This is a genomic window from Rhizobium sp. BE258 (genome assembly GCF_031457345.1).
Classification (GTDB): Bacteria; Pseudomonadota; Alphaproteobacteria; order Rhizobiales; family Rhizobiaceae; genus Rhizobium.
Genome location: NZ_JAVDWL010000002.1, coordinates 209,645 through 224,407 on the forward strand (window position 1 = coordinate 209,645; position 14,763 = coordinate 224,407).

Annotated in this window: 17 protein-coding genes; 9 read left to right on the forward strand and 8 right to left on the reverse strand. The window is 62.3% G+C overall.

Annotated elements, in window-relative coordinates; all coding sequences use genetic code 11:
- Positions 1–135: 135 nt before the first annotated feature.
- Positions 136–1,236, forward strand: coding sequence for a porin (locus J2X43_RS06260; RefSeq protein ID WP_112518162.1), 1,101 nt, complete (start codon positions 136–138; stop codon positions 1,234–1,236).
- Between the two features lie 64 nt (positions 1,237–1,300).
- Here the strand turns inward: J2X43_RS06260 and J2X43_RS06265 are convergent, their stop codons facing one another.
- Positions 1,301–1,699 (reverse strand): RidA family protein, encoded by a 399-nt coding sequence (locus J2X43_RS06265; RefSeq protein WP_310291856.1) that lies wholly within the window; start codon positions 1,697–1,699, stop codon positions 1,301–1,303.
- A gap of 196 nt (positions 1,700–1,895) precedes the next feature.
- Here J2X43_RS06265 and J2X43_RS06270 point away from each other — a divergent pair, with 196 nt between their 5' ends.
- On the forward strand, positions 1,896–2,489 hold the full coding sequence (locus tag J2X43_RS06270; protein ID WP_310291859.1) for a TetR/AcrR family transcriptional regulator: 594 nt from the start codon (positions 1,896–1,898) through the stop codon (positions 2,487–2,489).
- Here the strand turns inward: J2X43_RS06270 and J2X43_RS06275 are convergent.
- From J2X43_RS06275 to J2X43_RS06285, 3 genes are all read right to left on the reverse strand, one after another.
- Complete coding sequence (locus J2X43_RS06275; RefSeq protein WP_310291861.1) at positions 2,486–3,571, reverse strand: putative zinc-binding metallopeptidase; 1,086 nt, start codon at positions 3,569–3,571, stop codon at positions 2,486–2,488. The genes J2X43_RS06270 and J2X43_RS06275 overlap by 4 nt on opposite strands.
- An 85-nt stretch (positions 3,572–3,656) precedes the next feature.
- Positions 3,657–3,848, reverse strand: a complete 192-nt coding sequence (locus tag J2X43_RS06280) for a CsbD family protein (RefSeq protein WP_112386435.1) — start codon at positions 3,846–3,848, stop codon at positions 3,657–3,659.
- Between the two features lie 87 nt (positions 3,849–3,935).
- Positions 3,936–4,541 (reverse strand): YqgE/AlgH family protein, encoded by a 606-nt coding sequence (locus tag J2X43_RS06285; protein WP_112386436.1) that lies wholly within the window; start codon positions 4,539–4,541, stop codon positions 3,936–3,938.
- 142 nt (positions 4,542–4,683) lie between these two features.
- Here J2X43_RS06285 and J2X43_RS06290 point away from each other — a divergent pair, with 142 nt between their 5' ends.
- Both J2X43_RS06290 and J2X43_RS06295 read left to right on the forward strand, forming a co-directional pair.
- A complete protein-coding gene (locus J2X43_RS06290; RefSeq protein ID WP_310291864.1) occupies positions 4,684–5,520 on the forward strand; it encodes a protein-disulfide reductase DsbD domain-containing protein in 837 nt (278 codons plus the stop codon).
- Between the two features lie 66 nt (positions 5,521–5,586).
- Positions 5,587–6,072 (forward strand): peroxiredoxin, encoded by a 486-nt coding sequence (locus J2X43_RS06295; protein ID WP_112518223.1) that lies wholly within the window; start codon positions 5,587–5,589, stop codon positions 6,070–6,072.
- Positions 6,073–6,302: 230 nt separating this feature from the next.
- Here the strand turns inward: J2X43_RS06295 and J2X43_RS06300 are convergent, their stop codons facing one another.
- A complete protein-coding gene (locus J2X43_RS06300; protein ID WP_310291867.1) occupies positions 6,303–6,545 on the reverse strand; it encodes a type II toxin-antitoxin system ParD family antitoxin in 243 nt (80 codons plus the stop codon).
- A 243-nt stretch (positions 6,546–6,788) separates the two neighbouring features.
- On the opposite strand from J2X43_RS06300, the gene J2X43_RS06305 reads away from it, so the two are divergent.
- The 3 genes from J2X43_RS06305 to J2X43_RS06315 are packed head-to-tail and all read left to right on the forward strand — an operon-like array spanning position 6,789 to position 9,313.
- Positions 6,789–7,529, forward strand: coding sequence for an ABC transporter ATP-binding protein (locus tag J2X43_RS06305; protein ID WP_310291870.1), 741 nt, complete (start codon positions 6,789–6,791; stop codon positions 7,527–7,529).
- A complete protein-coding gene (locus J2X43_RS06310) occupies positions 7,526–8,398 on the forward strand; it encodes a metal ABC transporter permease (RefSeq protein WP_310291871.1) in 873 nt (290 codons plus the stop codon). The genes J2X43_RS06305 and J2X43_RS06310 overlap by 4 nt, the downstream gene beginning before the upstream one ends.
- A 15-nt stretch (positions 8,399–8,413) precedes the next feature.
- Positions 8,414–9,313, forward strand: coding sequence for a metal ABC transporter solute-binding protein, Zn/Mn family (locus tag J2X43_RS06315; RefSeq protein WP_310291873.1), 900 nt, complete (start codon positions 8,414–8,416; stop codon positions 9,311–9,313).
- A 36-nt stretch (positions 9,314–9,349) separates the two neighbouring features.
- On the opposite strand, the gene J2X43_RS06320 is transcribed toward J2X43_RS06315, so the two are convergent.
- Positions 9,350–9,658, reverse strand: coding sequence for a Dabb family protein (locus J2X43_RS06320; protein ID WP_310291876.1), 309 nt, complete (start codon positions 9,656–9,658; stop codon positions 9,350–9,352).
- A 248-nt stretch (positions 9,659–9,906) separates the two neighbouring features.
- Between J2X43_RS06320 and J2X43_RS06325 the strand changes: the two genes are divergently transcribed.
- A complete protein-coding gene (locus J2X43_RS06325) occupies positions 9,907–11,349 on the forward strand; it encodes an FAD-binding oxidoreductase (protein ID WP_310291879.1) in 1,443 nt (480 codons plus the stop codon).
- Positions 11,350–11,409: 60 nt separating this feature from the next.
- Here J2X43_RS06325 and J2X43_RS06330 read toward each other — a convergent pair whose 3' ends face one another.
- Positions 11,410–11,847 carry a DoxX family protein gene (locus J2X43_RS06330; RefSeq protein ID WP_310291881.1) on the reverse strand — a complete coding sequence of 146 codons (438 nt, stop codon included), beginning with the start codon at positions 11,845–11,847 and terminating at the stop codon, positions 11,410–11,412.
- Between the two features lie 198 nt (positions 11,848–12,045).
- On the opposite strand from J2X43_RS06330, the gene J2X43_RS06335 reads away from it, so the two are divergent.
- Positions 12,046–13,941: a diguanylate cyclase gene (locus tag J2X43_RS06335; protein WP_310291883.1), complete on the forward strand. Its 1,896-nt coding sequence runs from the start codon at positions 12,046–12,048 to the stop codon at positions 13,939–13,941.
- Here the strand turns inward: J2X43_RS06335 and J2X43_RS06340 are convergent.
- The gene (locus tag J2X43_RS06340; RefSeq protein ID WP_310291886.1) at positions 13,938–14,741 is read right to left on the reverse strand and encodes an endonuclease/exonuclease/phosphatase family protein; all 804 of its coding nucleotides are present in this window, start codon (positions 14,739–14,741) and stop codon (positions 13,938–13,940) included. The genes J2X43_RS06335 and J2X43_RS06340 overlap by 4 nt on opposite strands.
- Positions 14,742–14,763 lie beyond the last annotated feature (22 nt).

The window sequence follows — 14,763 nt, forward strand, 5'->3', positions numbered from 1 at the left end:
AGCCCGTTCTCCGCGAGCTTACTGTTTCCGTTGCCAATCGGCGCGTTCCCTCTCCGGCGTCCCCCTCGCGGCACCGCACGCCTCGCGCCACATACGGGCCAGCCACAGTGCCGGTCTGCAAAACGGAGACACAGCATGAACATCAAGAGCCTACTTCTCGGCTCCGCTGCTGCATTTGCAGCAGTTTCCGGCGCTCAAGCTGCCGACGCCATCGTCGCCGCCGAGCCGGAATCCGTGGAATATGTCCGCGTCTGCGACGCGTACGGAACAGGCTACTTCTACATTCCAGGCACCGAAACCTGCCTGAAGATCGGCGGCTATCTGCGCTTCGAAGTCGGCTACGGCTTTGGGGACGGCTATGAGAACAACGGGCCGGGTGGCGCCGGCGGCGAGGACTGGGAAAGCCACACCCGCGCCCATGTGAGCGTCGATGCCAAGAGCGACACCGAATACGGCCCGCTGACGAGCCGCATCGTTCTCGAATCCAACTATTATGGCGGCGGCGGCCCTGCCACGCGTACCACCGAGTTTGTCGGCTGGTCGAATGCCGCCGCCTATGGCACGGACAATACGATCATCGACGAAGCCTATCTGGAGCTTGCCGGTATCCGCGCCGGCCGCTTCGCGAGCTGGTGGGACAACGACTTCTCCGGTGAATCCGATCTAATGACCGGTAACGACACCAAATGGAACGCGATCCGCTACGAATATGACAGCGACAGCTTCAATGCTGGCCTGTCGCTGGATGAACTCCCTGCGGACTTCGACGGAGCCGAGAGAGGTCTCGGCATAGACGCCATGGTCGGCGGCAAGGCTGGCGGGTTCACCTGGCAGGTCTATGGCGGCTATGACGCTGCCATGCAGGACGGTTCCGTCACAGCCCGCATGGGAGCGGAAATCGGCCCCGGCCTGTTCGAGCTTGCCGGCATCTATTCGAGCGGCCCGAATACCTATTACCAAGCCAGCGAATGGTCGGTGATTGCGCAATATGCCCTGAAGATCAACGACAAGTTCACCGTGACGCCGGAGGCGCAGTACAGCGGCAGGATCCGCGAGGCCGACGACGAATATCACAATGGCAGCATGTGGCGCGGCGGCGTGACGTTCGACTACAAGATCGTCGACGACCTGACCCTGCATACGGCTGCGACCTATGTGGCGGAGAACCACGACTTTCCGGGCACCGACGACTCGCATTATGTCGAAGGCTTCGTCCGGCTGGAGCGGGATTTCTGAACCTCTCGGCATCGCGACCAGAGAGACCCGGCTCGACGCCGGGTCTCTTGCTTTTGGGCCTTGCTCAGGCTGCCTGCGGAACCCTTGCGATCACCTTGATCTCGAAATCGAAGCCTGCCAGCCAGTTGACGCCGACGGCAGTCCAGTTCGGATAAGGCGGCTCGCCGATGATGCGGTTGCGCACCGCCATGATCGTTTCGAATTGATTTTGCGGGTCGGTGTGGAAGGTCGTGACGTCGATGACGTCATCGAGCGTCGCGCCCGCAGCCTTCAGGACGGCCTTCAGGTTCTCGAAGGCCAGTTCCACCTGGCGGGCGAAGTCGGGCTCCGGCGAGCCGTCGGCATGGCTGCCCACCTGCCCCGAGACGAACAGCAGATCACCGGAGCGGATCGCTGCGGAATAGCGGTGTTCGGCATAAAGCGCGTGGCGGCCGGCCGGGAAGATTGCTTCGCGTTTGGTCATGTTCACTCCTGATGACAATAGCGGACCCTCGGGCAGACGCGATCGCCTTCCCGTTCCATTTGCCGTGTTCTCCAGCGAGGTCCGCGCTTCACAATGCGGGGCGCAATTGATATACGCTCCGTATGTCCATATATTTGGCATACATTTCGTATGTCAATACGCATACGTGGCGTATGTGAACTTCGAGGAGAACGCCGTGGCTGGAAAACGCCGTGCGGAAATGATGGAAGAGACCCGGGCGAAGCTGATCCAGGCGGCCAGAAAGGCTTTTGCGACAAAGGGTTACTCCGGATCGTCGATGGATGATCTCACCGCGGAAGCGGGGCTTACGCGCGGCGCGCTCTATCACAATTTCGGTGACAAGAAAGGTCTGCTGCAGGCGGTGATCGACCAGATGGATGCCGAAATCCTCGTGCGGATGCGCGCGGCGCATGCAGCCGCGGCCACTCCCTGGGAAGGGTTCGTGGCCGAAGCCATCGCCTATATAGAAATGTCGCTGGAGCCCGAAATCCAGCGGATCATGCTGCTCGACGGGCCCGCCGTTCTCGGCGACCCCTCGCAATGGGAAAACCAGAACGCCTGCCTGCGCACGACGGCGCAGACGATCCAGGCGCTGATCGACGACGGAACGGTGAAGCCCGTGAATGCCGAAGCTGCGGCGCGGCTCGTCAATGGCGCCGCCCTCAATGCCGCCCTGTGGATTGCCGCAGCGGATGACCCGGAAACCGTGCTTGCCAATGTCGTCGATGCCTTTCGCCAGCTGACCGGCGGGCTGCTGAAAACCGCCTAGGCGGCAAAGCGCTGCGACGCCTCCGTGGCGCTCTGGATGAGCGCGTGGAGATATTCGAGCTTGGCAACGACCGGCGGTGACAGCACGAAGGGATAGGCATCCGGCTGCCCCATGCTGCGCTGAATGGCATTGATGGCAACGCTGAGCGGTATCCAGGCGCTGATCAGCTGTCCGGCGCTCTTTGCACGGTAGGGCTGAAAGTCCACCTCCGCCGCCATTTCCTCATGACCACGCGGATCGATGGCGATGCCGAAGGCGCGCGCCGTTTCCAGCGTGTCGACGATGTGGAGATAGTGCGCAAAACACTCGGCGAAATCCTCCCATGGGTGAGAGGCGGCATAGGCGCTGATATAGCTTTCCTGCCATCCGGCGGGCGCACCATTGGCATAGTGGCTCTGCAGGGCTGCGCCATAATCCTGACGCTCGTCGCCGAAGGTGGCGCGGAAGGCATCGAAGGCGCCGCGGTCGCGCACCAGCTTGTTCCAGATGAAGTGGCCAGTCTCGTGGCGGAAATGACCGAGCAGCGTGCGGTAATTCTCGTCCATGGCGCTGCGGGCGAGCTCGCGCGTCACATCATCGGCCTCGGCGGCGCGGATGGCGATCAGCCCCTCCTCGTGACCGGTCATCGCCGGAACGACATTGCCGTCGAACTGAACCGTGTCTTCGAGGAAATCGAAGACAAGGCCGCCCTGCGGATCCTGCTCGCGGTCGGGATGCGGCAGATTGAGACGCAACAGCGAGTAAAACAGATGGCGCTGCGCCTGGCTGATGCGCCGCCACCGGTCGATGCCGTCCTGCGTGTTGATGTTGGGTACCAGCCGGTTGTGACGGCAGGCGATGCAGAATGGGTTCTGATCGTCGGACGCGACAAGCCAGTTGCAGATATCGAGGCCAGCATTGGCGCAAAAGCGGACCGTGCGCTCCGGCCGGGCCACCAGCTGCCAGGCGGTCTCGTCCCGCGGCTCCAGCGCATGCATCGTCATGTCGCCGGGCAGGAAACCCAGCCGGTGATTGCAGCGAACACATTGGCGATTGTCGAAATGGACGACCTGATCGCAATTGTCGCAGTCGAAAAGCCTCATGGCACTACCCCAAGCATAGCGTACGGACTAAAAATGCCTGCCGCGCGGAGGCGCAACAGGCATTGTCATTGAAATCGTTGAAGGATCAGAGCCGATCGACGGCGCCCTTCAGCTTGTCCTTGGCCTTGCCTGCGGCGACCTGGGCTTTGCCCTTGCCTTCCTGCACGGCGCCCTTGGCCTGCAGGCTGTGATCGTCGGTGGCCTTGCCGATGGCCTGCTTGGCCTTGCCTGCAATTTCGTTGGTCTTGCCGGAAATCTTGTCGCTGGTGCTACCCATGTGAGATGCCTCCTAAATCGCACCGGGCAGGTTTGCCCGGGTTTGCGGAGAGGAAACGTCGCCTGTCAGATTTCGTTCCGAAGAAATTCAGGCGTGGCCGGCATCAGCGGAAAGCATCGCCGCCGTCACACCCATGCCCGCAAGAGCACGTTCATATTTGTCATCGAGGCCGCGATCGAAGATCAGCGTCTCGTTGGCGGCGCAGGTCAGCCAGCCGTTGTTTCCGACTTCGCTCTCGAGCTGTCCGGCCCCCCACGAAGAATAGCCGAGCAGCATAGTCGCCCGCTTCGGGCCGCCGCCCTTGGAGATGGCGCGAACGATATCGAGCGTTGCCGTCAGGCAGATATCGTCGCTGACCGGGATGCTGGAATCGCTCAGATAATCGTCGGAATGCAGCACGAAACCGCGGCCGCTCTCGACCGGGCCGCCGGTCTGGATCGGGAAATCGCGCGCGAAATCGGGCAGCACGATGGAATCGCTGTCCTTGATCATGTCGAGATGCAGCAGCACATCGGTAAATGTCAGGCTCTGCGGCCTGTTGATGACGAAACCCATGGCTCCGGCGTCGGAATGGGCGCAGATATAGACGACCGTGCGCGCAAAATTCCTGTCTTCCATGCCAGGCATGGCAATGAGGAACTGCCCGTCGAAAAAGCCACGTTCCCGTCTGTTCTTCAGCGTCGATAAGGACATAATTCCTCCTGCTGCCAGACCGGTGAAAAGGCCCCGACAGTGGAAACATGGGGCAATGTCACAAATCAATCAACCGAAAATGAAGAAATAGACCTGCTGTCCTTGTGGCAGGCTGGTGCAGTTTTCGATAAACCTTTGTTCCATGACGATTATTTCTTTCGCATCCGGCAGCGCCCGGCTCCTCTGTCTTTATGCCGCAGCCTCAGGCTGCCTGGCAGGCACCGCATGGGCGGAGATGAGCCCCTGGGTCGACAACGAAGGCGGCCGCATGCGGCTGATCGCGCTGCCGCCGGAGCGTGATGGAACGGTTCATGGCGGCCTGCAGATCGAGCCGAAAGCCGGCTGGATCACCTATTGGCGGGAACCCGGAAACAGCGGTATTCCGCCGCAGATCAGCGTTGCGCCCGGAAGCGGCATGACGCTGACGGAGGTGCGCTATCCGGTGCCGAAGCATATCAATGACGGCAAGGTGGACGACATCGCCTATGACGCGCCCGTCATCCTGCCGCTGACATTCAAGGCGGAAGACCAAGCCGCCGAAATCAAGGCGACAGCCTTCATCGGCATCTGCAAGGATCTTTGCGTGCCCTTCCAGGCGGCGTTTTCGCTGCTGCTGTCGAGTGCGAAGCAATCGCGGCCGGAGGAGGAAGCGTTGCTGAAGACGGCCGAGGCATCGCTGCCGGAAGCAGCATCCGCGGACTTCAAGGTGGTGTCGCATAGGCTTTCGCCCGACATGAAGGAACTCTGGCTCGACATCGCGCTGCCCGGCGGCGGCGACACGGCGCCGGCGGTGATCGTTACCGGGCCGAGCGGCTATGTCTTCACCAAGCAACTGATGAGCAAGCGCGACGGCAAGACCTTCTCGACCTCCGTGGCGATCGGCAAGCTGCCGAAGAACTACAGCATCTCGGGCAAGCGCTGGAGTGCGCTCGTCATCGACGGCGATCGCGCCATGGAGACACCGCTTGCCTTTGAATGAGCGGCTTTTATAGTCGCCGCCAGCCTGCGGCCTGTGCCGCTTGATCATCCGAACGAGGAGAGTTTCATGACCATCGCAATCGGCGACAGCCTTCCGGCCGCCACCTTCAAGGAAAAGACATCGGACGGCCCGGTCGAGACCTCGACCGAACAGCTGTTCAAGGGCAAGCGGGTCGTGCTCTTCGCCGTTCCCGGCGCCTTCACCCCCACCTGCTCGCTGAACCATCTGCCGGGCTATCTCGAAAATCGCGATACCATTCTCGGCAAGGGCGTCGACGATATCGCCGTGGTCGCCGTCAACGACTGGCACGTGATGGGCGCCTGGGCGCAGCAATCCGGCGGCCTCGGCAAGATCCACTTCCTTGCAGACTGGGATGCGGGTTTCACCAAGGCACTCGGCCTGGAAGCCGACCTCTCGGCTGGCGGCCTTGGCGTACGCTCGAAGCGCTATTCGATGCTTGTCGAGGATGGTGTCGTGAAATCGCTGAACGTCGAGGAAAGCCCCGGCCAGGCGACGGTCTCGGGCGCGGCTGCGATGATCGAGCAGCTGTAAGCTATTTCAGTTGGCGGCGGGCCGGTTCCGCCGCTTTCTTTTTGGAGATGCCGATCCACACTAGGGATGGGTGTCCCTTGGCAAGACATATCCCTCATGCCTGTGCTTGTCACAGGCATCCAGCCAGCCCAAGTCCTTGGGCTGAAAGACTCTCCCCACCGCGCCGACGCGCGGTGACTGGATTCCTGTGACGAGCACAGGAATGAGGGAGGATAGGTGCGAGCATCTGGTTAGCGTTGGGCTCTCAGGCAAGCGATCCGAGTTTCCAGCACTGCTCCCAGCTCGTCATCGCTGATGTCTCCGCCCGCAGCAATTGACGCATCGATGATCGCGTGCAAGCCATCGAGCCTAGCCTCTTGCTGAGCGACGAGGCTCAATCCCACGCTGACGACCTGTTCGGCTGAGTGGCAGCGCCCCTCGGCGACCAATCTCTCGACGAAATCTTCCCACTGCTTTTCGATCGATACCTTCATGGCGAAGCTCCCTTTCTGACAGGCTAATAGAAAGTCGTTGGCGCTACACCCTCCCGCTTGCATCCGCCGTGCTTTTGCCATACTCGTTATAACATAACTGTTATGTTATTACATTTTAGAAAGCGCTTCGATGCCCCGCCCCTTTCCCAACCTGCTCCGGCAATCCGCTGCCGTGCGTGCCGGTTTCGTGTTGTTGATGATCGCCGCGCTGTGGCTGGCGATCCATTGGGCGGTGATCCTGCCGTGAGTGCCGTTCTCATCGAGCTCGATAACCTGACAGTCAGCTACGACCGGCATCCGGCGGTACATCATGTGTCCGGCAGCCTTCGCGAGGGCAGCCTGACGGCGATTGCCGGGCCAAATGGGGCAGGTAAATCGACGTTGCTGAAGGCGCTCATCGGCGAGATCAGGCCGGCGGCGGGGCAGATTCGTCACCGGCTGGCACGGCTCGACTTCGGCTATCTGCCGCAGGCTGCCGATATCAACCGGCGCTTTCCAATCTCGGTTCTGGATACCGTGATGCTGGGCGCCTGGCGGCAGGCTGGGGCCTTCGGACGGGTGGCCGCGAACGAGCTGCAGAAGGCGCTCGAGGCGCTGTCAGCCGTCGGGCTCGACGGTTTCGAGAACCGGCATATCGGCGCGCTGTCGGCAGGGCAGTTCCAGCGCGTGCTGTTTGCCCGGCTGCTGCTGCAGGACGCCAAGGTTATCCTGCTCGACGAACCTTTCACGGCGATCGACGCGCGCACCACCCGCGACCTTCTCGACATCGTGGCGCGCTGGCATGGCGATGGGCGGACGGTGATCGCGGTGCTGCACGATTTCGAGCAGGTCCGGGCACATTTCCCCGAGACAATGCTGATCGCCCGCGAGCTGATCGGCTGGGGGCCGACGGCGGAGGTGATGTCGGCGGCGAATCTGATGACGGCGCGGGCGATGGCCGAACGCTGGGACGAAGACGCCGCTATCTGCGAGCCCGCCGCATGACCGCCTACGATATCTTTCTGGCGCCTTTCGCCGATTACGGTTTCATGCGACGCGCGCTCGCCGCCTGCCTCTGCCTCGGCCTCGGCTCCGGGCCGATCGGCGTGTTCCTGATGCTCCGGCGCATGAGCCTTGTCGGCGATGCGATGAGCCATGCGGTGCTGCCAGGGGCGGCGATCGGCTATCTCGTTGCCGGGTCCCTGTCGCTCACGGCGATGGGAATCGGCGGGCTCGTCGCCGGGCTTTCGGTGGCGCTGCTTTCAGGCGTCGTCAGCCGCGTGACGGTGCTGCAGGAGGACGCCAGTTTTGCGAGCTTCTACCTGATTTCGCTGGCGCTCGGCGTCCTCATCGTCTCGCTGCGTGGCTCGAACATCGATCTGCTGCATGTGCTGTTCGGCACAATCCTGGCGATAGACACCCCTGCCCTGACGCAGATCGGTGCGATCACGTCGGTGACGCTTTTGGCACTTGCGATCATCTATCGGCCGCTGGTCGCCGAGTGTTTCGATCCCGGCTATCTGCGCGCCGTCGGCGGGCGCGGTCTGCTCTATCACTTCCTTTTCCTGCTGCTCGTCGTGCTCAATCTCGTTGCGAGCTTCCAGGCACTCGGCACGCTGATGGCAGTAGGGCTGATGATGCTGCCGGCGGCGATCGCGCAGCTCTGGTCGCGCAGCCTGCCCCGGATGATGACCATTGCCGCGGTCAGCGCCACGGCATCCGGCTATCTCGGCCTTGTCGCCTCCTACCATCTCGAACTCGCCTCGGGGCCGACGATCATCATGACGGCGGCGGGCTTCTACGCGCTTTCGATCTTCTTCGCACCGTCCGGCCTTGCCCGGCGCTATTTTCCCCGCCCGCATCTCAAGGGCTGAACAAAGGAGACCATCATGAGATCCAAAACCCTGCTTCTGTCAGCCGCATTGCCCGCGCTGATTGCCGCTTCGGCGATGCCGGCTTCGGCGGAAACGCTGAAGACCGTTGCCTCCTTCACTGTGCTTGCCGACGTCGTTAAACAGGTCGGCGGCGATCATGTGACAGTGACCAGCCTGGTCGGCCCGAACGGCGACCCCCATGAATTCGAACCGTCGCCTGCCGATGCCAAGCACCTGAAGGCAGCGCAGGTCACCTTCGTCAGCGGCGAGGGCCTGGAAGGCTGGATGGACCGGCTGATCACCGCCTCCGGCTACAAGGGCACGCCAGTGACCGTCTCGGAAGGCATCGACACCCGCACCATGGAAGAGGACGGCAAGACCGTGACCGATCCGCATGTGTGGAACAGTCCGGTCAACGTGAAGATCTGGGTAAAGAACATCGAAAAGGCGCTATCGGATGCCGATCCTGCCGATGCCGCAGCCTTCAGGACCAATGCCGAGCGCTACACCAAGACGCTGGACGAGCTGAACAGCTATGCGCATGCGAAGTTCGACGCGATGCCTGAAGACCGGCGCAAGGTGCTGACCAGCCACGACGCCTTCGGCTATTTCGGCCGCGAATACAAGGTGAGCTTCCTGGCACCGCTCGGCGTCTCCACCGAAACAGAAGCGTCGGCCGCCGACGTTGCCAAGCTGATCGAACAGATCAAGACCGAGCATGTGAAGACGTATTTCTTCGAGAACTCCAACGATCCGCGTCTCGTCAAGCAGGTGGCCAAGGCAACCGGCGCAGAGCCGGGCGGCGAGCTCTATGTCGAGTCTCTCTCCGACGCCAAGGGACCGGCTCCGACCTACGAGAAGATGTTCCGGTACAATGTCGACCAGATCACCGCGGCGATCGCAAAGTCGAGCTGAGGAGCTTGGGCCGCGGAGCAATCCGCGGCCTTTCTTTCAGATATTCAGATCGAAGACCAGCAGGCCGCCAAGGCCGCCATCGACGGATTCGACGATGCGCTGGCCGACCGTCACATGCTCCGGATGGACGAGATAGGCATCGCGCGCCTCAGGGCTCTCGAATGTCACGGCAAAGCCATCGACGAAGCCGCCATGCAGCCCTTCGGGCGAGACGTTCGGCCCATGCTGGATGTCGATGATGCCGGGAATGACCTGCTTCAGCGCCACGACCGATTCGAACAGAGCCTGCTTCTCCTCGGCCGTCATCGCGGCCTTCAGCCGCAAGAATACGCAATGCAGGATCATATGGTGGCCTCCCTGTTTTCGTTGCGGCCAGAATAGTGGGAAAGCCACCGAGGGCAACCCCGTGCGGCACAAAGGCCAGCCATAGTCCCTCGCTTGCAGATGAACGGCATAAAAACACGCCAGGCGGGCGCCAAAACGGCCCGCTCCATCGCTGGATACATTTATTAGCGATATCTTGTTAACCATGGCCGGGGAGCGCAAAATGCGGCCCCGGCGGGGACGGGGCTTCCTGCCGCAGGGAGGACATCATGGACGACTTGAACCTCACGACCCTGCAACGGGGCCAAACCAGGGTGAAGGGCAGTACCATAGAGGCGTTCGCCGCCGCATTGCGCGGGCGGCTGATTACCAGGGACGATGCCGATTACGACGAGGCGCGAACGATCTGGAACAGTATGATCGACCGGCGTCCGGCAATGATCGTGCGCTGCGCCGGTGCTGGTGATGCCGTCAAGGCGGTGCGTTTTGCGCGTGACAACGGCCTGCTTCTGGCGATCCGCGGCGGCGGCCACAACATTGCCGGCAATGCGATCTGCGATGGCGGCGTCGTCATCGACCTGTCGGCGATGCGATCCGTCTGGGTCGATCCCGCGACGCGGCGCATGCGGGTGGAGCCCGGTGCGACACTGGCCGATGTCGATGCGGAGACGCAGGCCTTCGGACTTGTTCTGCCGACCGGCATCAACTCTACGACAGGCATTGCCGGGCTGACGCTCGGCGGCGGTTTCGGCTGGACGACCCGGAAATTCGGGCTGACGCTCGACAATCTGATCTCGGTGGACGTCGTGACCGCGGCAGGCGAACTGAAACGCGTCAGCGAAAAGGAAGAGCCGGAGCTGTTCTGGGCGCTGCGCGGCGGCGGCGGCAATTTCGGCGTGGTCACCTCGTTCGAATTCCGGCTGCATGATCTGCCGGGAGAGGTGCTGGCGGGGCTCGTCGTCCATCCTTTCGCGGATGCGGAGATGGTGCTCAGGCAATATCGCCAACAGTTGGAAACGGCGCCTGACGAACTGACCTGCTGGGCCGTGATGCGCAAGGCGCCGCCGTTGCCGTTCCTGCCTGCCGAGTGGCATGGCAAGGAGGTGCTGGTGCTTGCCATGTGCTATTGCGGCAATCTGCAGGCCGGTGAGACGGCGACCGCCGGGTTGCGGTCGATCGGCAAGCCGATTGCCGATGTCGTCGGACCGGCGCCTTTCGCCGCCTGGCAGCAGGCCTTCGATCCGCTTCTGACACCCGGAGCGCGCAATTACTGGAAGAGCCAGGATTTTGCGCGGCTTTCCGATCCTGCCATCTCCGTGCTGCTCGATGCCGTGCGCAAGCTGCCAGGGCCGGAATGCGAGATCTTCATCGGCCATGTCGGCGGCGCGGCAGGACGGATCGGCCACGAGGCCACGGCCTTCCCGCAGCGCAGCTCGCATTTCGTGATGAACGTCCACGCACGCTGGCGGGAAAAGGGGATGGACCAGACCTGTATCGGGTGGGCAAAGGGTCTGTTCGAGGCAACGAGGCCGCATGCGATCGGCACGGCCTATATCAATTTCATGCCAGAAGACGAGGCCGATCGCGTGGAAGCGGCTTATGGCATGAACTACCGGCGTCTCGCGGAAATCAAGAGACGCTATGATCCGCAGAATCTCTTCCGGATGAACCAGAATGTGAAACCTCTGGCGGAGATGCGGGCGGCCAGCTGAGGCGCGCTGGCGGCAGGTGCGCCCGAAACACACGGCTGGCGGCCGCGAACCGCCAGCCGCTTAAGCTTTGGGTAGCGCGAAGGGCCAGTCGATGACGCCTCCGGCATAAAGTGCCCACCAGACGAGGACAGGCTGAAAGGCAAGCCTCGGCACATGGTAAAGCCAGGCGTAGATGCTTGCGTCCACCGCCGACAACCCATCGATCGCATGCTTGATATTGGCTGGGTAGACGCAGACCGCGTAGGCGGCGAGCCCAATGCCGGCGGCAGCGCGATAGGGCGACGACAGCAGGCCGGCGGCGCCCGCAACCTCGCACGCGCCCGTCACGAAAATCACAGAGGCTGGAAACGGCACGAGGGCTGGCATGATCCGCAGAAATGGCCCCGGCAGCAGCATGTGCAGGACACCGGCGATCAGATAGATCGCCGACAGCGCGACGCGCCACCAAAGTCTCGGTTCCAGGGATGGCTCAAGCCAGGTTCCTGCATGCACAGCCATCTCATCCTCGGATCGTCGCTCAATAAAGATCGATACGAAAGCCGGCGGCTTCTGGATGTGTCCGTTTGGAACACAGCCGTTTCAGGCGTTTAAGTTTGACGCATGATTTTCTTGTATAGCCATCGCTAAGTTAAACCCGTTGAAAGGAAAAAGCCTTAGAAATGCGGGGATTGGCGCGTCTGGGTTCACTTGTACTGTATGAATACAACCTGGCAAATACTAACGGGCAATCTTGCCATCGTTGCATTGGTGATCTCGGTCTGGGCTCACATCTATTTCCGATTCCGTCAGCTCATCGATCTGCATACCAAGCTCGCCTTCGGCGCCGTCATGGGGGCCGGAACGATGGCCTCGATGATGATGTCGGTGCCGCTGAGCAACGGCGTGTTCATCGACCTGCGTTATTCGCTAGTGGCGATATCGGCGCTGTTCGGCGGCGCACCTTCGGCCATTCTGACGATCCCCATGGCCGTCGCCTTCCGGCTCTATATGGGTGGGTCGGGTGCGGTTGATGGCGTGATCAGCATTGCCTGCGCCGGTGCGGTCTCGCTGACGCTGCGCATATTGCAGAAGCGGCGCAAGGCGAAGCTCAGCGATATCTTCATTCTCGGCGCCACCGTCTCGCTGACGCTGCTGGCGACGATGCTGATCCTTCCCAATCAGGTCAGCGCCATGACGCTGCAGCTCGTCGGCATTCCCGCCATCGTCCTGAATTTCGGTGCTATCGCCGTTGCCGGTTCGCTGCTCCTGCAGTTCGAGAACATGGCGCAGGACCGTGATCTGCTGACCGCGGCGCTGACGCAGACGCCGGATTTCCAATACGTCAAGAACCGCGACAGCGTGTTCGTCGTGGTCAATCGCAATGTCGCCGAGCACCACCATTTCAGCTCGCCGGAAGCAATGATCGGCACCACGGATTTCCACATCGCCACACAACGCCGCGCCGAAGTGCTGTTTGCCGAAGAGCAGGACCTGATGCGCCGGGGCGAAGCGCAGATCAACAAAATCGAATCCCTGATGCAGGGCGAGCGGGAACACTGGTTCCGCACCTCGAAAGTGCCGCTGCGCGACCGCGACGGCGTCATCATCGGGCTTGCCGGCGTAACCCGCGATATTACGGAGGAGCGCCGCATCGAGCGGGAGCTGCGCGACAACCGCAACATGCTGTCGCATGCGATGTCCGGCATGTCGGACGGATTTGCGATGTATGATCCGCAGGGCAAGCTTGTTTATGCCAACCCGCAATATTCCAACCTCTTCCCGCTCTCAGGCGTCGTGCGCGTCGCCGGCTACAATATCCGCGATATCCTGCGGAAGGCCATCGAAACGCAGGAGCGCCGCAACTTTCCCGTTGCCGTCGATGAGCAATGGATCGAGACCGCCGCGCGCGACCTGCACCGCGACAAGGACGAGGAAATCGATCTCTATGACGGCCGCTGGCTGAGCCTGCGTACGCGCATGACGGCCGATGGCATGGCGCTTGTCGTCGTCTCCGACGTGACCGCCATGAAGCAGGCAGAGCATTCGCTGCGCGCCGTTGCTAACCGGATGAAGAGCCTCGCCGAAACCGACGGCCTGACGGGCATCGTCAACCGCCGCGCCTTCGACGAAGCCCTGGCGCTGGCGCTCGCCCGCAGTGTTCGCGAGCGCACGCCGCTCAGCCTGCTGATGATCGATGTCGACCGCTTCAAGGCCTATAACGATACCTACGGCCATCTGGCCGGGGACGAATGCCTGAAGGCGGTGACCGACTGCCTGCGCAAGGCGGCAAGACGCGACACCGATATTGTTGCCCGTTTCGGCGGCGAAGAGTTCGTGGTGCTGATGCCGGAGGCCGACGAAGCCGATGCCTGCCGTGTCGCCGGACAGTTCCGCGACGCGCTGCACGCGTTGAACCTGCCGCATACCGGCAGCGAATTCGACCGGGTGACGGCGAGCGTCGGCGTTGCCGTCAAGCAGAGCCGCGGCCGGGCGACCACGCCCTCCGAATTCATGCAGCATGCCGACGAGGCGCTTTACGATGCCAAGCGTGGCGGGCGCGACCGGGTGTCGGTGTGGGAATCGCCGAGCAGCGCGCGCGCCGTAAACGGCTAGGCGACCTCCAGCATCAGGGCGCAGTGATCGGAGACTTCGGGCGTGCTGACGACCTCGAAGCGGGTGACCTCGACATCTGCCGAGACCAGCATGTAGTCAGCAAACTTCCCCTCTTTCGGATAGAGAGACGTTCGCGTGCCCTGAAAGCCGCGGGAGGTCACGAGATCGGTGAGGCCGAGCCTGCCGAGGATCTCGAAGGTGGAGCTTTCGGGCAGGACATTGAAGTCGCCGCAGACAACGAGCGGATCGCCCTGCCGGTGGATGCGGCCGATCAGCGCCACCAGCGCTTCGGCCTGCGCTATCCTTTCAGGCGTGTCGCCCTTGCCCGCCATGTCACGCAGACCGTGCAGCTGCGCGATGGTCACGGTGCGGCCCGTGGCATAGTCGAAGAGCCTGACGACATGCGCGTTGCGCGCACGCGGATGGGCGCCGTATCCGTCCGGCGAGAAGCTGCCATGGACGAAATCCGCTGCCTGGCCGGTGATCGCCAGGGAGCGGTGGATGAAGGTGGCAAGGCCGAATTCCGAGGTGACGGCGCGATCGCCATCGAACAGCTCGCCGCGCGTTGACGGGGCGAAAAAGCCGTCATGCTCAGGCAGCACGGCCTTCAGATCATCGAAGAGATTGGGACGCTGCGGCAGGATATGGCTGCCGTCGCGATATTCCAGCCAATCCGCCGTGACACCTGACGAGCGGGTGATTTCCTGCAGGCAGAGCACATCCGCACCCGCGGTGGCGAGATACTCGATCAGCGGCTGGTAGATCTTGCCGCCCCAGGCATTCAACGAGATGATCCGCACGATGCCTCCCCCGCTCTGCCCG